Source organism: Salinifilum aidingensis, from assembly GCF_054782015.1.
Map to the genome: position 1 here is coordinate 220,722 of NZ_BAAGTH010000008.1, position 18,157 is coordinate 238,878.

An 18,157-nucleotide genomic window follows, 5' to 3' on the forward strand; every position below is an offset into this window, starting at 1 on the left:
GCTGCTCGTGACGGGTGGCCGTGCGCCGCATCCGTCACCTGATCGTGTCGGCATCCTAGTGCCGAGGACCGCGAACCGGTCAACACGAGGCACCCGCTCGGCCGCACCGCCCTGGCGAACTCCTGCTAACCGGGCCAGAGCCCGAACATCGACGCGAACCCCTCCCGCCAGCTCGGCCACGTCGGCCGCCAGCCCGCGGTCTCCCGCAGGCGGAAGTTGCTGGCGCCGCGCTGCTCGGAGAGCTGGTGCACGGTCCACCAGGACAGCTGCGCGTCCGCCTGCTCCCGGCTGAGCACCACCGGCTCCGGCGCGCCGATCATGCGCGCGTAGGCGGGCAGCCACTCGCCCGACTCCGCGGGTTCGTTGTCCACGACGTTGTACGTGCCCGGGTCCACCCCGGCGAGCACCTCGACGACCGCCCCGGCGGCGTCCTCCACGTGGGTGAACGAGGTCATGCCGATGCCGCCCTCGATGAGCGGCAGCTCGCTGCCGCGCACCTGCTCGTACTGGGCGCCCTCGGGTGCGAACCCGGTGCCGGGGCCGTACAGCGCGCCGAAGCGCAGCACCACGCCCTCGATGTCCGGGCTGGTCAGCACCGCGTTCTCCACATCGGCCACGGCGCTGACCATGTCGCCCCACTCGTCGGGCGCGTCGGTCCACAGCGGCGACTCCTCGTCGAGCACGTCGTGGCCCTCGGGCCGGTAGGTCGCGGTGAGGCCGTGCGTGATGATCCGGCGGGCCCCCGCCGCGATCGCGGCCTGCGCCAGGGTCAGGCTGCCGGTGCCGCGCAGCCGCGCGGTGCGGCGCGCGCGCTCGGCCGGCTCGCTGCTGCCGCAGTCGCTGAGGAGATCGACGACCACGTCCGGACGAGCGCCGAGGACGGCGGCGCGCAGGTCGTCCGGGGCGGTCGCGTCGGCGATGACGAACTCGTCGGCGCCCTCCACGTGCTCGTCCCGGTCCCGGATCAGCGCGGTGACCTGGTGGTCGCGTTTTCGCAGCAGCGGGACGAGCGCAGACCCCACGACTCCGGTCGCACCGGCCAGAAGAATACGGAGCGGCACACCGACCTCACTTTGTGTTGGCAACGCCGCGTTCAGGATAACCACCCGCGCCGACGATGCCCGAACGGTCCGCTTCCGGCGCGCCTCGCGGAGGCGGGACGTCGACGGAGCGGACTCCACCGCGCCGCTCTCTTCTAGGCTGCCGGTGCCGCCGCACGACCGCGGGGAGCCGGCAATGGCGGGAACGGCTCCCGAGGTCGTCTTCGAGCTGGGAGGATGCAGGGTATGAGTCAACCGGGATCGCTCGCGCAACCGAACGCACCGCAGTCCGACACACCGGGCACTCTGGACCAGGCCGAGCAGCAGCGGCTGATCCAGGAGATCGGCCGGCTGGTCGTGCACGCCCTCCCCCCGGGCTGGCAGGAGACGCGCGTCGAGTACCGCGCGGCCGGGGTGCACGACGAGGTCTCGGCCGTGCTCGTCGCGCCCAACGGCACGCAGGTACCGCTGGCGGCCCCGGTGGACGTCAAGCGGTTGTTCGTGCGCCTGCGCGAGGGCATGTACCAGCCCGAGCGGGGCACCTGGGTCAGCGCCCTGTACCGGTTGCAGCGCCCCGGCAGCTACGCGGTCGACTTCAACGGCGACCACGAACCGCAGTGGCAGAACCCCCCGCCGCCGCAGGCCTACGTCGACGAGCTGCGCATGTTCCCGCGCCCCGCCGAGTCCACACCGGACTGGCTGGCCCGGCGCGGCGGCGCGCCGGGCGGGGGTTCCGCCGGCGCGCACCCGGCGCTGCGCACCGCCGAGGTCTTCGACGGGACCGGCAGGCCGATCACCGCGCACCCCGCCGTGCCCCCCGCCGAGCGCGAACCGCTGCTGAACTACCTGGACAGCGCCCCCGCGGTCGTCCCGGCCCGCGACACCGACGCGGACCGGTTGGCGCCGGAGCGCGGCCCGGTCGTGCCGCTGTCGTTCCACACCGACGGCACGTGGGTTTGGCCCGCCGCGGCGCCGTACTACCTGCGGGAGCACGACGTGGCCCCGGAACCGGAGCTGGTCGAGCACGCGCGCCGCAACGGCTTCCGCCCGCCGGAGGTCGACCCGACCGCGCGGGAGGAGGCGGTGGCGCTGATCACGGGCGAACGAGCGCGGTGACCTCCAGCGATCACCTGCGACAATGAGCGGCATGCGTTCCCCGCACGCCGATGTCGCCTTCCTCGGTGGACCTGTGGCCACCATGGACGCCGCCCGCTCCTGGACGGACGCGGTGGCGGTGCGCGACGGGCGCATCGCAGCGCTGGGGCGCACCGCCGTGGACGAGCTCGTCGGTCCGGGCACCGATCTCGTCGACCTGCGCGGCCGGTTGCTCATCCCGGGGTTCTTCGACGGGCACGCGCACCCGATCTACGGCGGGCTGCAGCGGCTGCGCTGCGATCTCACCGACAGCGCCGACGCGCGGGACGCGCTGCGCCGCATCCGCGACTACCTGCGCACCCACGACCCGGACTGGCTGCTCGGCGGCGGTTGGGACCCCGGGCACTTCCCGGGCGGCACACCGACGCGCGAAGCCCTCGACGAGGTCACCGGGGACCGGCCCGCGTACCTCGTCAACGGCGACCACCACGGCGCGTGGGTGAACACGGCCGCGTTGCGGCTGGCCGGGGTCGACCACAACACGCCGGATCCCCCCGACGGCCGGGTGGAGCGCGACGAGCAGGGCCGCCCCAGCGGGACGCTGCACGAGGGCGCGACCCGGTTGGTCGCCCGCGCGCTGCCGACGACCTCCACCGAGGAGTACCTCGCCGCGCTCGTCGAGGGCCAGCGCTACCTGCAGGCCCGGGGCGTGGTGGGCTGGCACGACGCGATCGTCGGCGCCTACCTGGGCTACGGCGACACGCTGGAGACCTACCTCTCCGCCGACCGCCGCGGACTGCTGACCGCGAAGGTGCGCGGCGCGCTGTGGTGGGACCGCCAGCGCGACACCGAGCAGATCGACGAGCTGCGCGACCGCCGCGAGCGCGCCCGCGGCGAGCGGTTCCGCGCGGACGCGGTGAAGATCATGCAGGACGGTGTGTGCGAGAACTTCACCGCGTCGATGCTGCAGCCGTACCTGGCGCAGCGGGACACGGGGATGTCCTTCGTCCCCCGGGAGACGCTGCTGCGCGCCGTGCCGCTGCTGGACGCCGAGCAGTTCCAGCTGCACTTCCACGCGGTGGGCGACCGGGCGGTGCGCGACGTGCTGGACGCGATCGCGCTGGCCCGCGAGGGCAGCGCCTCCGGGGCGCGGCACCAGATCGCGCACGTGCAGGTGGTGCACCCGGACGACCTGGCCCGGTTCCGGGGGCTGGGGGTGGCCGCGACGGTGCAGGAGGCCTGGGCGGTCAACGACGCGGCGATGACCGAGCTGACCGTGCCGCACCTGGGCTCGCGGCGGTCGCGCTGGCAGTACCCGTTCCGGTCGCTGCGCGCTGCCGGCGCGGTGCTCGCCGCGGGCAGCGACTGGCCGGTGTCCGAGGCGGAACCGCTGCGCGCGCTGCACGTGGCGGTGAACCGCACGGACCCGGACGTGCAGGCGGAGCCGTTCCTGCCGGAGCAGCGGCTGGAGCTGGTCGACGCGCTCGCCGCGCACACCGCCGGCACCGCCTGGGTCAACCACATGGAGGGCGGCACCGGCACGGTCGAGCGCGGCAAGGCGGCCGATCTCGTCGTGCTCGACCGCGACCCGTTCGCCCTCGACGCCGCGCACATCGCCGACTGCCAGGTGGATCTGACCATGGTGGACGGCCGCGTGGTCTACGAGCGCCGCACCGGCTGAGCGGTGCCGGCCCCCGCTGCCTCCGCGTCCCCCGCTGCCTCCGCGTCCCCCGCTGCCTCCGCGTCCCCCGCTGCGGCCGCGCTCTCCGCCACCGCGTTCCCCACCGCGGCGGGGGGAGGAGGCTGCGGCAGCGCGGCGAAGGCCGCGCTGCCGATCCCGGCGATGTGCGCGCACGCGGCGCGCTCGTCCTCGAGCCGATCGGTCAGCACGGCCACGACGCACTCGGGTTCCTCCCCGCCGAGCAGGGCCACGTCGTGGCGGTGGCCGGCGATCTCGCCGGTCTTGTTCCAGCTGCGGGCGCGCTCCGGCAGCTCGGCGGGCAGCCGGTCGCGCACGTGCTGGCGCGACAGCGTGCGCAGGGCGTGGCGGGAGGCTTCCGGACCGAGGGCCGCCCCGGTGGCCACGCGGTCGAGCACGCGCGCCTGGTCGAGCGCGGTCGTTTCCAGCACGCCCGGTTCGTCGGTGGCCATCAGGTGCCGCTGCACGCGCGTGCCGGTGCAGCCGAGTTCGCGGGCGAGCTCGTCGACGGCGGTGAAGCCGACGAGGTCGAGCACGGCGTTGGCCGCCGTGTTGTCGCTGATCGCGATCATGAGCGTGAGCAGGTCGTCCAACGGCAGCCGCCGGCAGCGGAGGTCCTTGAGCACGCCGGAACCGCCGACGCGCGCGGTGGGCACGGGCATGTCGGCGGCCAGGTCGAGCTCGCCGCGCTCGACCGCGCGCAGCGCGGCGATCAGCGGCAGCACTTTGATCGTCGAGGCCGCGTGCACCGCCCGGTGCGCGTCCACCAGCACCGGTTCGCGCTCGTGCAGGTGCCAGGCCGCCAACGCGAGGCTGCCGGGGAACTCCCGCCACGGCGCCCGCCGCACCAGTGCTTCCGCGAAAGTCACGACGTACTCCGATGCTCGACTGCTCGTACGCGCCGCGGGGAGCACGTGTTTTACACGAACGAGTGACACCCGGTGGTGGGTGTTCCCGCGCGGCCGGCGCCCGCGCCCCGCCCGCGGCGGCACCCCGCGTGGCGGGAACGCGAAATCATGCTTCTGGTGCTCCGCGTAGGCGCCCGAAAGGCTATACGGTTCCCACGAGGAGGCGCGCGAGGAGGCCGCCCCACGTTCGACAGGGATGAGGTTCCCAGGTGCAGTCGACAGTACGCTCCGTGATCGGTGCCGAGCCGCCCGCCACCGGGCCGGTCGACCGCTACGTCTCGTACAACCCGGCGAACCTGCAGGACGCGGTGGCCGAAGTGCACCTGGACGGCCCCGCGGAGTTCGCCCGGGCCACCGAGGTCGCGCAGCGGGCGCAGCGCGACTGGGCGCGCACCCCCGCTCCTGTGCGCGGCCGCGCCATCGCCGCGTTCGGCCGGCTCGTGGAGTCCAACAAGCAGGCCCTGGCCGCCATCGTCACCCGCGAGATCGGCAAGCCCCGCACCGAGGCGCTCGGCGAGGTGCAGGAGATCATCGACACCTGCGACTTCTTCGTCGGCGAGGGCCGCCGGCTCTACGGCCACACCGTCCCCTCCGAAATGCCGGACAAGCAGCTGTTCACCTTCCGCACCCCGGTCGGCGTGGCCGCGGTGATCACCGCGGGCAACTTCCCCGTCGCGGTGCCGTCCTGGTACCTGGTGCCCGCGCTGCTGTCCGGCAACGCCGTGGTGTGGAAACCGGCGGAGTACGCCGCGGCGATCGCGCGGGCCCTGGCCGAGCTCGCCTGGCGCGCGGGCATCCCGCACGGTGCGCTGAACCTGGTCTACGCCGCGGGCCACGACGCCTACGAGGGCCTCGAGCAGGCGCTGCAGGCCGGCCACGTGCACAAGGTCGGCTTCACCGGTTCGACCGCGGTGGGCGCGCAGATCGGCGAGCTGTGCGGGCGCCACCTGCAGAGCCCGTGCCTGGAGCTCGGCGGGAAGAACCCCATGGTGGTGGCCCCGGACGCGGACGTCGACCTCGCGGTGCAGGGCGCGCTGTTCTCCGGCTGGGGCACCGCGGGCCAGCGCTGCACCTCGCTGGGCAACCTGATCGTGCACCGCGACGTCCACGACGAGTTCCTGGGCAAGCTGGACGCCGCCCTGCGCGCGTCGACGCTGGGCGATCCCACCGGCGACGTGCTCTACGGACCGCTGCTGGAGCGCAAGTTCGCCGAGCGCTTCGAGAAGACGCTCGAGACCCTGGGCGAGCACCACGCGGTGCTCGGCTCGGAGTTCACCGGACGGATCACCGCCGAGGCCCCGCGCGCCGGGTTCCTCGGGGACCCCGCCGCCGGGCTGTACTACCACCCGGTGCTGCTGTCCGGGATGCGCACCTCCGATCCCGTCTTCCGGCAGGAGACCTTCGGACCGATCGTGGGCGCGATCAGCTACACCACGCTCGACGAGGCGATCGAGCTGGGCAACGCTCCCGGTTACGGGCTGTCGGCGGCCGTCTACACCAACGACCCGACCACCGTGTTCCGCTTCCGGGAGGGCATCAGCGCCGGGATGGTCAGCGTGAACAACTCGACCTCCGGCGCGGAGGTGCACCTGCCGTTCGGCGGCAACGGCGCCTCCGGCAACGGCAGCCGGCTGTCCGGCACGTGGGTGCTCGACCAGTTCACCCGGTGGCAGTCGCTGAACTGGGACTTCTCCGGCAAGCTGCAGAAGGCGCAGATGGACGTCTCCACCGTGGAACCGGAGTGGGACTACGAACTGCCCGCAGACTTCGGAGGTGCGCGATGATCCCGGCCAGGCGAGGAACCACTCCCCCGCTGCCCGAGCGGACCGATGTCGTGGTGATCGGCGGCGGCGTGGTGGGCGTGAGCGCCGCCTTCCACCTCGCCGAGGCCGGTGTCGGCGTCGTGCTGGTGGAACGCGACGAGCTCGGCGGCGGCAGCTCGAGCAAGGCCGCCGGCGGGGTGCGCGCGCAGTTCTCCGACCCGGTCAACATCGAGCTGGGCAGGCGCAGCCTGCACGCCTTCGAGCAGTTCCACCAGCGCCCCGGCGCGGAGATCGACCTGAAGCAGCCGGGGTACCTGTTCCTGCTGTCCACGGCCTCCGACACCGCCGCGTTCGAGCGCAACGTCCGGCTGCAGAACGAGTGCGGCGTGCCCAGCCGCATGCTCTCGGTGACCGAGGCCTGCGAGCTGTCGCCGTACATCTCCGCGGACGGGCTGCAGGCGGCGGCGTACTCGCCCACCGACGGGCACTGCACCCCGGAGGCGGTCGTGCAGGGCTACGCCCGCGGCGCCCGCGCGCACGGGGCGGTGCTGCTGCAGCGCTGCGCCGCCACCGGCATCGAACTGCACGGCGCGGAGATCACCGGAGTGCACACCGAGCACGGCACCGTCCGCACCTCCACGGTGGTCTGCGCCGCCGGCGCGTGGTCGGCCCGGGTGGGCGAGTGGGTCGGCATCGACATCCCGGTCCGGCCGCTGCGGCGCCAAGTGCTGGTGAGCGAACCGATCCCCGAGCTGCCGGCGGACCTGCCGTTCACCGTCGACTTCGCCACGAGCTTCTACTTCCACGAGGAGGGCCGCGGGCTGCTGATCGGCATGTCCGATCCCACCGAGGAGTTCGGGTACAACATGGACACCGACGACGGGTGGCTGACCGGGCTGTCCGCAGTGGTGTCCCATCGCGCACCGCTGCTGGCCGAGGTGGGCGTGGCGCACGGCTGGGCGGGCCTGTACGAGGTCACCCCGGACAACAACGCCGTGCTCGGCCGCTCGCCCGCGATCCACGGGTTCTGCTACGCCACCGGGTTCTCCGGGCACGGGTTCCTGCAGGCACCCGCCGTCGGCGAGGTCGTGCGCGACCTCGCCCTCGACCGCACCCCGGTGGTCGACGTCACCGGCTTCGACCTCAAGCGCTTCGCCACCGCCGAGATCCGGCCCGAGCACAACCTCGTCTGAGCGGCACCGGCGGCGACCGCCCCGCCGCCGCGCCCCTCCGAGCGCGGTGGTCACACGGGCGGGCCGAAGACCTTGCCCGGGTTGAGCACGCCGTGCGGGTCGAGGGCGCTCTTCACCGCCTCGTGCATGTTGACGACCGGTTCGCTCAGCTCGGAGTGCACGCCCTTGAGCTTGAGCAGGCCGACCCCGTGCTCGCCGGTGACCGTGCCGCCGAGGTCGAGCGCACCGGCCACGATCTCGTCGAAGGCGCGCTGCGCGCGCTGCCGGGCGGGCTCGTCGTCGGGCGGGGCGATGATCAGCGGGTGGAGGTTGCCGTCCCCGGCGTGCGCGATGTTCGCGATCGTCGTCTCGTGCCGCCGGGCCGAGCTCTGGATCCGCCCGAGCATCTCCGGCACGGCCGCCCGCGGCACGCACACGTCCTCGGTGAGCACCGGGCCGAGGCGCTCCAGCGCCGGATACGCCAGGCGCCGGGCGGAGAACAGCATCTCGGACTCGTGCTCGTCGGTGGAACGGGTGGTCCAGGTGGCGCCGCCCGCGCCGAAGCAGTCGAGCAGCGCCTGCGCCTCCGACTCCCCGGTCTCCCCCGGTGAATCGGTCCGCCCGAGCAGCAGCACCTCCGCCTCGTCGGAGAGCCCCATGTTCTTCCAGTCGTCGACCGCGCGCAGGCAGTGCCGGTCGAGCATCTCCAGGGCCGAGGGCACGATGCCGGCCGCGGCCACCTCGGCCACCGCGCGCCCGGCGTCCACGAGCGAGTCGAAGTAGCCGACGACGGTGCGCTCGGCGGCGCGCTCACCCGGCAGCAGCTTGACGGTGATCTCGGTGATCACGCCGAGCGTTCCCTCGGAACCGACGAGCAGCCCGCACAGGTCGTAGCCGGCCACGCCCTTGGCGGTGCGGCGGCCGAGCCGCACGATCTCGCCGGTTCCGGTCACCGCCTGCACCTCGAGCACGTAGTCGCGGGTGACGCCGTACTTGACGCAGCACACCCCGCCCGCGTTGGTGGCGGTGTTGCCGCCGATGGTCGACCAGGGCGAGCTGGCCGGATCCGGTGGGTACCACAGGCCGTGCTCGCGGCACGCCGCGCGGAGCTCGTCGTTGACGACCCCGGGCTGCACCACGGCCAGCTGCTCGCGCGGGTTGATCTCGAGGACGGAGTTCATACGCTCGAACGACAGCACGACGCACCCGTCGAGCGCGTTCGCCCCGCCGGACAGGCCGGTGCCCGCGCCGCGCGGCACGACGGGTGCGCCGGCGCCGACCGCCGCCCGCACCACCTCGGCGACCTCCTCGGCCGTGGTGGGACGCACCACCGCGGCGGGGGTGCCGTGCGGGGCCCACTCGGCGTCGTCGTGGGCGTAGCGGGACGTCGAGTCGGGGTCGGTCAGCAACGCCGCGGCGTCCAGCCCCTCTTCGAGTGCTGCCAGCAACCCGGTGGATCCCGGCATCGCGCCCCTCCCGTCCGCGGTCTTCCCGGCGCCGCTCTTCCCCGACACCGTATCCCACGATCGGAGGCGTCCCGCTTCCCGCGCTCGCGCCGCCCGGACACCGCGAGCGGTTCCCCGGCGCGGCTCGCGCACGCGCTCCGCGGGCAGCGGGGCGGCCGGATGCGGCTGAGCTGTCAGCCCTTCGCGAAGACGCCGTCGACCAGCCCGAGGTTGCCCACCACCTCCAACGTGGCGCGCGAGCGGTTGAGGCTGTGGAAGTGCAGGGCGGGCGCGCCTTCCGCGATCAGCTGCTCGCACAACCGCGTGGCGATCTCGATGCCCGCTGCGCGGAAGTCCTCCGGCTGGTCGCGCAGCGGGTCGAGCCGGTCGGCCACCTCGGGCGGGATCGGCACCCCGGCGAGCCGGGTGAACGTGTCCAGCACGCGCGGTGTGGTGATCGGCATGATCCCGGGCAGGATCGGCACGTGGCAGCCGCGCTGGGCCAGCCGGTCGCGCAGGCGCAGGAAGTACTCCGGCTGCAGGAACAGCTGCGCCACGGCGTAGTCCGCCCCGGAGCGGATCTTGTCCAGGGTGCGCCGCGTCTCCGTCTCCACGTCCGGCGAGTCCGGGTGCATGTGCGGGGTCGCGGCCACGCCCGTGGAGAAGTCCCCGCACCCGCGCACGAGCCGCACGAGCTCGTCGGCGTGGCGCAGGCCGCCCGGGGTGGAGACCCACTCGGCCCCGGGTCCGCCGGGCGGGTCGCCGCGGACGGCGAGCAGGTTGTGCAGGCCTTCGGCGGCGAACGAGCCGAGCACGTGGCGCAGTTCGGCGACGGAGTGCCCCGCCGCCGTCAGGTGCGCCACCGGCAGCAGCGTCGTCTCCCGCGCGATGCGGCCGGTCGTGCGCAGCGTGCGCTCGCGGCCGGAGGCCTCGGAGGGGTAGGTCACCGACACGTAGGCCGGGTCGAGCGGTTCGAGCTCGCGGATGGCCCGCCACAGTCCGCGCTCCTCGACCGCGCTGCGCGGCGGGGAGAACTCGACCGCGAACGCGGTGCGTTCCGGGGTGAGCCGGTCGATCACGTTCGTCATGTGCGCTCCTCGACGCTGTCGTCGGCACGCGGTGCGGCGCCCCCGCCCGCGCACGGATCGGCCGCCCGCACCCGCGTCCGCCGTGGCGGCTGCAGGGCGCGAGCGGCCGGGAACGGGCGGGCGCGCCGCGGCGGGACCGCCGGGCGCCGCGGGAGCGCGGCTGCCGCAACGACCCCGCCGCCGGCACGCCGCACCGGCGTGTCGCGGCGAGCGCGTATCACTCGGCGGAGTGCGGGGACCAGTAGTCCAGCATCTCCGCGAAGGTGTCGAACGCCGGCTTGGAATAACCGTACGGCGCTTCCAGGTGCAGGCTCATGCCGAAGCCGAGTCCGTGCACGCCGTCGACGACCCGCTTGTACAGGTCGACCAGTTTCTTCTTGCGGTCCTCGAAGGACAGCTCGGCGAGCTCGGCGACGAACCGCTGCTCGGCCTCCACCGCGGGGTTGCCCGGGTCCTGGATGAGCCAGTCGATGAGCTTCTTGTTGGACTCGAAGCTCGGGACGAACCCGAACGAGAGCAGCACGTCCGGCCGGTGGTCGGTGTTCTTGGCGAACTCCTGCAGGAAGTCGACGATGGCTTCCGAGTACAGCAGCTGGGTCATGCCGAACGTGGCCCCGCTGTCGCACTTGAAGTTGAACCGCCCCTGCTCCCCCTCCCGGGTGGGGATGAGGATGCAGCCGCGGTTCGGCACCGTCTCGCGGTAGCGGCCGAGCGCGTCCGTGGGCGCGACGAGGCCTTCACCGTCCTGCATGGTGCGCGGCACACCGACGAAGATGATTCCTTCCATTCCGGCCGCGCGGAGGTTCCGCACGCGCTCGTCGAGCTGCTGCTCGTTGTGGAACGGGGTCACCTGCGTGCACAGCGCCCGCACGTCCCCGATTTCCGGCTGCACCGTGCGCCAGAAATCGATCACGTCCATTTTCTGCTTGATGTCGACCGGGCGGTCGTCGTCCTCCGGAATGATTCCGGGCATCATCAGGTGGTCGATCTGGCCCGCGAGACCAGCGGCAGCGCTGTTCTCGGCGACCTTGCGGCCTTCCTCCACGGCCCGCTGCGGACCGCCATCCAAATCAGGCGGAACCAATTCGAGTGCGATCGTGTCCATGTCGGCCTCAGGTTTTCCTTTTGTCGACGTCGGTCACTTCATGCAGGGACCGTCTTGCTCTCCCGCCCGGAATGGCCGCGCGGTCCGCGGCGGGCGGGATTCCTGCCAGTTGCGAAGAAAAAGTGCTTTCGAATGATTCTACCGGGAGCTCCCGGTGCGCTTCGAACGTCGGTGGACGCGTTCCGCGTCGTGGGCTCGCCGTGGCGAGCGGGAGGTGGAGGGCCGTGGCCGCCGCCGGTGCGCCCGGGGCGGCCACGGCCACCGCTCGAGCACGCCGCTGAGGGGATCAGCAGCGCACGCGATCAGTAGCGGTAGTGCTCCGGCTTGTACGGGCCTTCCACGTCCACGCCGATGTACTCGGCCTGCTCCTTGGTGAGCTTGGTGAGGTTGACACCCAGGGCGTCGAGGTGCAGCCGCGCGACCTTCTCGTCGAGGATCTTCGGCAGCATGTAGACGTCCTTGCCGTACTCCCCGGGCTTGTTGAACAGCTCGATCTGGGCGATCGTCTGGTTCGTGAAGGAGTTCGACATCACGAAGCTCGGGTGGCCCGTGGCGTTGCCGAGGTTGAGCAGCCGGCCCTCGGACAGCACCAGGATGGAGTGGCCGTCCGGGAAGGTGTACTCGTGGACCTGCGGCTTGATCTCCAACTTCTTGACGCCGGGGATCGCCTCGAGGCCGGCCATGTCGATCTCGTTGTCGAAGTGGCCGATGTTGCCCACGATGGCCTGGTGCTTCATGCGCTTCATGTGCTCAGCGGTGAAGACATCGAAGTTGCCGGTCGTGGTGATGAAGATGTCGGCGAAGTCGACGACCTCCTCCATCGTCTTGACCTCGTAGCCCTCCATCACGGCCTGCAGGGCGTTGATCGGGTCGATCTCGGTGACGATGACCCGGCAGCCCTGACCGCGCAGCGACTCGGCCGAACCCTTGCCGACGTCGCCGAAGCCGGCGACCACGGCGGTCTTGCCGCCGATGAGCACGTCGGTGGCGCGGTTGATGCCGTCGATGAGCGAGTGGCGGCAGCCGTACTTGTTGTCGAACTTCGACTTGGTGACCGAGTCGTTGACGTTGATCGCCGGGAAGAGCATGTCCCCGCTGCGCACCAGCTCGTAGAGCTTGTGCACACCGGTGGTGGTCTCCTCGCTGACGCCCTTGATCTCCTTGGCCGCCTTGGTGAACCGCTGCTTGTCGTTGGCCAGGCTCTGGCGCAGGGTCTCCAGCACGACCTTGAACTCGGCCGGGTCGTCCGCGGTCGGCTGCGGGACGGCGCCCGCGGCCTCGAACTCGACGCCCTTGTGCACCAGCATGGTGGCGTCGCCGCCGTCGTCCAGGATCATGTTCGCGCCCTGGCCACCGGAGAAGCCCTGGAACAGCTGGTTGGTGCACCACCAGTAGTCCTCGAGGGTCTCGCCCTTCCACGCGAACACGGACACGCCCTGCGGCTTCTCCGGGGTGCCGTTCGGGCCGACGACCACGGCGGCCGCGGCCTCGTCCTGCGTGGAGAAGATGTTGCAGGAAACCCAGCGCACCTCGGCACCGAGCGCCACGAGGGTTTCGATGAGCACCGCGGTCTGCACGGTCATGTGCAGCGAACCGGCGATCCGGGCACCCTTGAGGGGCTGCGACGCGGCGTACTCCTTGCGGGTTGCCATGAGGCCGGGCATCTCGTGTTCGGCCAGCCGGATCTGGTGCCGGCCCTGTTCGGCCAGGTTCAGGTCGGCGATGGCGAACTCGAGGCCGTTCACCTGTTGCAGCTTCGCGGTCATGATTTCCTTTCTCTGTTTCCCCAACCGCTTCTCGGCGATCTCGCGTCCTGGGAGGAAGGTGCGAGCGGTTTCGGTCAGGTGTTGAAGTACTTCGCCTCGGGGTGGTGCAGCACGAGCGCGTCCGTGGACTGCTCGGGGTGCAGCTGGAGCTCCTCGGACAGCTCGACGCCGATGCGCTCCGGCTCCAGCAGGTCGATGAACTTCTGCCGGTCCTCCAAGTTCGGGCACGCGCCGTAGCCCAGCGAGAACCGGGCACCGCGGTAACCGAGCTTGAAGTACTCCTCGACGTCGTCCGGGTCCTCCGCGGCCACCGACTGACCGGAGGAGAACTGCAGGTCCTGGCGGATGCGGCGGTGCCAGTACTCCGCCAGCGCCTCGGTCAGCTGCACGCTGAGGCCGTGGATCTCCAAGTAGTCGCGGTAGTTGTTGTTGGCGAACAGCGAATCGGCGTAGTCGGCGATCGGCTGTCCCATCGTCACCAGCTGCAGGGGCAGGACGTCGACCTGGCCGGTCTCCTCCGCCCTCTCCCGCGAGCTGAAGAAGTCGGCCAGGCACAGCCGCCGCTCCCGCTTCTGCCGCGGGAACAGGAACCGGGTCCGCTCCTGCGCGTCGGGCTCGTCCTTGTCGAGCACGATCAGGGAGTTGCCCTCGGAGACGACCGGGAAGTAGCCGTACACCAGGGCCGCGTGCTGCAGGATGCCCTTCGTGGACAGTTCGTCCATCCACGCGCGCAGCCGGGGACGCCCGTCGGACTCGACCAGCTCTTCGTAGGTCGGCCCGTCGCCCTTCTTGGTGCCGCGCAGGCCCCACTGGCCGAAGAAGGTCGCCCGCTCGTCCAGCAGCTGCAGGTAGTCGTTCGCCGACAGGCCCTTGACGACCTTCGAACCCCAGAACGGCGGGGTCGGTGTCGGCAGGTCCGCGGCGACGTCCGAGCGGACGCTCTCGTCGTAGAGGTCCGGCTCCGGCCCCTGCTCGGCCTTGCGCTGCTCGGCGATGCGCTCGGAGCGCTTGCGCCGCTCCTTGCGCGCCTGCTTCTTCTCCTGCTCCTTCTCGGACTCCTCGACCGCCTCACCGCGCTTGATGGCCATCACCTGGTCCATCAAGCTCAGTCCCTCGAAGGCGTCCTTCGCGTAGCGGACGTCGCCCTGGTAGACCTCGTCGAGGTCGTTCTCCACGTAGGACCGGGTGAGCGCGGCACCGCCGAGCAGGACGGGGTACTTCTCGGAGATCCCCTTGGAATTCATCTCCTCGAGGTTCTCCTTCATGATCACAGTGGACTTGACCAGCAGGCCGGACATGCCGATCGCGTCCACCTCGTTCTCCTCGGCGGCTTCGAGGATGTCGTTGATCGGCTGCTTGATGCCGATGTTGACGACGTCGTAGCCGTTGTTGGAGACGATGATGTCGACGAGGTTCTTGCCGATGTCGTGCACGTCGCCCTTGACCGTGGCCAGCAGCAGCTTGCCCTTGCCGCCGGAGTCGTCCTTCTCCATGTACGGCTCGAGGTGGGCCACCGCGGTCTTCATGATCTCGGCCGACTGGAGCACGAACGGCAGCTGCATCTGCCCCGACCCGAACAGGTCACCGACGACCTTCATGCCCGCGAGCAGGTGGTCGTTGACGATCGTCAACGGCTTCTTCTCCTGCATCGCCTCGTCGAGGTCGGTCTCCAGACCGTTGCGGGCGCCGTCGACGATGCGCTTCTCCAGGCGCTCGAACAGCGGCAGCTGCGCCAGCTCCTCCTCGAGCGAAGCGCCCGAGGACGCGGCCGACTTGCCCTCGAACATGGTCATGAGCTTCTGCAGCGGGTCGTACTCCTCACCCCGCCGGTCGTAGACCACGTCGAGCGCCACCTGGCGCTGCTCCTCGTCGATCTTGTTCATCGGCAGGATCTTCGAGGAGTTCAGGATCGCCGAGTCCAGGCCCGCCTGCCGGCACTCGTTGAGGAACACCGAGTTGAGCACCTGGCGCGCGGCCGGGTTGAGGCCGAAGGAGACGTTGGAAAGCCCCAGCGTGGTCTGCACGTCCGGGTGCCGGCGCTTGAGCTCGCGGATCGCCTCGATCGTCTCGATGCCGTCCTGGCGGACTTCCTCCTGACCCGTGGTGATCGGGAAGACGAGGCAGTCGATGATGATCGCCGACTCGTCCAGGCCCCACTTCTCGGTGACGTCGGAGATGATCCGCTCGGCCACCCGCAGCTTCCAGTCGCGGGTGCGGGCCTGGCCCTCCTCGTCGATGCACAGGCCGACGACGGTGGCGCCGTGCTCGGCGACCAGGTCCATCACCTTCTGGAAGCGCGAGCCCTCGCCGTCACCGTCCTCGTAGTTGATCGAGTTGACCGCGCAGCGCCCGCCGAGGTGCTCCAGCCCGACCCGGAGCACGTCGTACTCGGTGGAGTCGACCATGACCGGCAGCGTCGACGAGGTCGCCAGCCGGCTGGCCAGCTCCCGCATGTCCGCGGTGCCGTCGCGCCCCACGTAGTCGACGCACAGGTCGATCAGGTGCGCGCCCTCGCGGGTCTGCGCCTTGGCGATCTCGACGCAGTCCTCGTAGCGCTCCTCGATCATCGCCTCGCGGAACGCCTTGGACCCGTTGGTGTTCGTCCGCTCGCCGACGTTGAGGACCGTGTTCTCCTGCTGGAACGGCACGGCCTGGTACATCGACGACACGGAGGGGACGACCTCCGGCTCGCGCTGCTTCGGCGGAAGCGCGGACACCGCCTCGACCGTCGCGCTGACGTGCTCCGGCGTGGTGCCGCAGCAGCCGCCGACCAGCCGGGCGCCGTAGTTGTTGACGAACCCGGCCAGGGCCTCGGCGAGCTCGCCCGCCTGCAGCGGGTACCAGGCGCCGTTCGGGCCCAGCTGCGGCAGGCCCGCGTTCGGCATGACCGAGATCGGCACGGTGGCGTGGTCGGCGAGCACGCGCAGGTGCTCGTGCATCTCGTCCGGACCCGTCGCGCAGTTCATGCCGATCATGTCGATGCCGAGCGGCTCGAGCGCGGTCAGCGCGGCGCCGATCTCGGAACCGACCAGCATGGTGCCGGTCTGCTCGACCGTCACCTGCGCGATGATCGGCAGGTGGCGACCGGTCTGCTCCATCGCCCGCTTCGCGGCGACGATCGAGGCCTTGGTCTGCAGCAGGTCCTGCGAGGTCTCGACCAGGAGGACGTCGGCACCGCCCTCGATCAGCCCGACAGAGGCCAGCTGGTACGCGTCGCGCAGGTCGGCGTAGGGCGCGTGGCCGAGCGTCGGCAGCTTCGTGCCGGGCCCCATCGAGCCGAGCACGAACCGGGGCTTGTCCGGCGTCGAGTACTCGTCCGCCTCCTCGCGCGCCATCGCGGCGCCCTTGTGGGCGAGGTCCTGGATGCGGTCCTCGATGCCGTACTCGCCCAGGTTCGGCAGGTTCGTGCCGAAGGTGTTCGACTCGATCGCGTCCGAGCCCGCCTCGAGGAACCCGCGGTAGACCCCGCGCACCACGTCCGGACGAGTCTCGTTGAGGATCTCGTTGCAGCCTTCGAGCTGGTTGAAGTCGTCCAGCGACAGGTCGTAGGACTGCAAGGCCGTCCCCATGCCGCCGTCGGCGACAAGGACACGTTCGTCGAGCGCCTCGAGGAATCCGCTCGGATCGTTGTTCCGGTCTTTGTTGACCATGACGCTGTTTGCTCTCCCGTCTCAGCGAAGCTTCGACTCGACCTCGGCCGCTGCCGCGTCGCCGTAGGCCTCGGCGAAGCGCGCCACGAACGACCCGCTCTCGACCTCGTACTCCTGCGGCCCGTCGGTCTCCAGCGAGACCGTGGCGAGGGTGCAGCCCAGCTGCAGCGAGCGCTCCAGGCCGAGCTCGTGGTGCAGACCGGCCAGGAAACCGGCGCGCAGCGCGTCGCCGACACCGGTCGGGTCGCCCTTCTGCTTCTCCTTCGGCGGCTGCACGCGGACCGTCCCGCTGGTCTTGGACTCCACCTGCACGCCCTCCGGGCCGAGGGAGGTCACCCAGATGCCGACGCGGTCGAGGACCTCGGCCTCGGACCAGCCGGTCTTCTGCAGCAGCAAGCTCCGCTCGTACTCGTTGGTGAACAGGTACCGGGCATCGTCCACCAGTTTACGGATGTTTTCGCCGTCCATGATCGCCAACTGCTGGCCCGGGTCGGCGAGGAACGGGTAGTTGCGCTGACGCGCTTCCTCGGTGTACTGGACCATCGCGCCCGGGTCGTTGGCGGAGATGACCACCAGGTCGACCCCACCGAGGCGCTCGGCGACCGTCTTCAGCTCGATCTGCGCGGCCTCGCTCATGGCACCCGGGTAGAACGAGGCGATCTGGTTGCTGTCCTGGTCGGTGGTGCACACGAAGCGCGCGGTGTGCTTGCGCTCGGACCAGTGCACCGACCCGGTGTCCACGCCGTGGCTCTCGAGCCACTTGCCGTAGTCGGCGAAGTCGCGGCCGACGGCGCCGACCAAGGTTCCGGAGATCCCCAGTTGCCCCAGGCCAAAGGTGATGTTGCCGGCAATTCCGCCTCGACGGACTTCCAGCTCGTCCACCAGGAACGACAACGACACCGAGTCCAGCTGGTCGGCGAGGATCTCGTCCTTGATCCTGCCGGAGTAGGACATCAGGTGGTCGGTGGCGATCGAACCGGTCACCGCAATCCGCACTGTTCGACTCCTTCACATGGGGCGGGCGGCCTGCTCGGCGGCCCGTCGCGACCGCGCGAGGCGCGTGTGGCACTTCGCACGGGCCGTCCCCGCCGCGGTACTGGGTTGGTCTGCGTTGTCACATTGTCGGCGGCGGCGCCGGCCCAGGCCAGAGGGCCCGGGGCCGGCGCCGCCCGCCGGCGTCGGGGCGTTACGTGCGGATCAGAGGCCCGCGGCGCTCTTCAGCGCGGCCACGCGGTCGGTGCGCTCCCACGGCAGGTCCACGTCGTCGCGGCCGAAGTGGCCGTAGGCGGCCGTCGACCGGTACAGCGGGCGCAGCAGGTCCAGGTCGCGCACGATCGCGGCCGGACGCAGGTCGAAGACCTCGTTGATCGCGGCCTGGATCTTGACCGGGTCCACGTTCTCCGTGCCGAACGTCTCCACGAACAGC

Annotated in this window: 13 protein-coding genes; 4 read left to right on the forward strand and 9 right to left on the reverse strand. The window is 71.3% G+C overall.

What is annotated here, in order from left to right; genetic code table 11:
* Positions 1-125 precede the first annotated feature (125 nt).
* Entirely contained in the window at positions 126-1,106 is a 981-nt protein-coding gene (locus ACYVJE_RS13140) for an NAD-dependent epimerase/dehydratase family protein (protein WP_461144655.1), read from the reverse strand.
* A 180-nt stretch (positions 1,107-1,286) separates the two neighbouring features.
* On the opposite strand from ACYVJE_RS13140, the gene ACYVJE_RS13145 reads away from it, so the two are divergent.
* Both ACYVJE_RS13145 and ACYVJE_RS13150 read left to right on the forward strand, forming a co-directional pair.
* Positions 1,287-2,156, forward strand: coding sequence for a hypothetical protein (locus ACYVJE_RS13145; protein ID WP_459159278.1), 870 nt, complete (start codon positions 1,287-1,289; stop codon positions 2,154-2,156).
* Positions 2,157-2,187: 31 nt separating this feature from the next.
* Complete coding sequence (locus ACYVJE_RS13150) at positions 2,188-3,816, forward strand: amidohydrolase (protein WP_459159277.1); 1,629 nt, start codon at positions 2,188-2,190, stop codon at positions 3,814-3,816.
* On the opposite strand, the gene ACYVJE_RS13155 is transcribed toward ACYVJE_RS13150, so the two are convergent.
* Positions 3,795-4,703 carry a serine hydrolase gene (locus ACYVJE_RS13155; RefSeq protein ID WP_461144656.1) on the reverse strand — a complete coding sequence of 303 codons (909 nt, stop codon included), beginning with the start codon at positions 4,701-4,703 and terminating at the stop codon, positions 3,795-3,797. The two genes, ACYVJE_RS13150 and ACYVJE_RS13155, sit on opposite strands and share 22 nt — an antisense overlap.
* A gap of 248 nt (positions 4,704-4,951) precedes the next feature.
* Between ACYVJE_RS13155 and ACYVJE_RS13160 the strand changes: the two genes are divergently transcribed.
* Positions 4,952-6,526: an aldehyde dehydrogenase family protein gene (locus ACYVJE_RS13160; protein ID WP_459159275.1), complete on the forward strand. Its 1,575-nt coding sequence runs from the start codon at positions 4,952-4,954 to the stop codon at positions 6,524-6,526.
* Complete coding sequence (locus ACYVJE_RS13165) at positions 6,523-7,698, forward strand: NAD(P)/FAD-dependent oxidoreductase (RefSeq protein WP_461144657.1); 1,176 nt, start codon at positions 6,523-6,525, stop codon at positions 7,696-7,698. Before ACYVJE_RS13160 ends, ACYVJE_RS13165 begins: the two co-directional genes overlap by 4 nt.
* Before the next feature lie 50 nt (positions 7,699-7,748).
* Here ACYVJE_RS13165 and ACYVJE_RS13170 read toward each other — a convergent pair whose 3' ends face one another.
* From ACYVJE_RS13170 to ACYVJE_RS13200, 7 genes are all read right to left on the reverse strand, one after another.
* A complete protein-coding gene (locus tag ACYVJE_RS13170) occupies positions 7,749-9,143 on the reverse strand; it encodes an FAD-binding oxidoreductase (RefSeq protein WP_461144658.1) in 1,395 nt (464 codons plus the stop codon).
* Between the two features lie 173 nt (positions 9,144-9,316).
* On the reverse strand, positions 9,317-10,210 hold the full coding sequence (locus tag ACYVJE_RS13175; protein ID WP_461144659.1) for a methylenetetrahydrofolate reductase: 894 nt from the start codon (positions 10,208-10,210) through the stop codon (positions 9,317-9,319).
* 217 nt (positions 10,211-10,427) lie between these two features.
* The gene (locus ACYVJE_RS13180; RefSeq protein WP_459159271.1) at positions 10,428-11,315 is read right to left on the reverse strand and encodes a mycobacterial-type methylenetetrahydrofolate reductase; all 888 of its coding nucleotides are present in this window, start codon (positions 11,313-11,315) and stop codon (positions 10,428-10,430) included.
* A gap of 302 nt (positions 11,316-11,617) precedes the next feature.
* Positions 11,618-13,081: an adenosylhomocysteinase gene (ahcY, locus tag ACYVJE_RS13185; RefSeq protein ID WP_459159270.1), complete on the reverse strand. Its 1,464-nt coding sequence runs from the start codon at positions 13,079-13,081 to the stop codon at positions 11,618-11,620.
* A 74-nt stretch (positions 13,082-13,155) separates the two neighbouring features.
* Complete coding sequence (metH, locus tag ACYVJE_RS13190; protein WP_461144660.1) at positions 13,156-16,731, reverse strand: methionine synthase; 3,576 nt, start codon at positions 16,729-16,731, stop codon at positions 13,156-13,158.
* 21 nt (positions 16,732-16,752) lie between these two features.
* Positions 16,753-17,727: a carbohydrate kinase family protein gene (locus ACYVJE_RS13195; RefSeq protein ID WP_461144661.1), complete on the reverse strand. Its 975-nt coding sequence runs from the start codon at positions 17,725-17,727 to the stop codon at positions 16,753-16,755.
* 201 nt (positions 17,728-17,928) lie between these two features.
* Positions 17,929-18,157, reverse strand: a 229-nt coding sequence (locus ACYVJE_RS13200; RefSeq protein ID WP_461144662.1) for a methionine adenosyltransferase domain-containing protein, incomplete at its 5' end; no start/stop codon positions are given.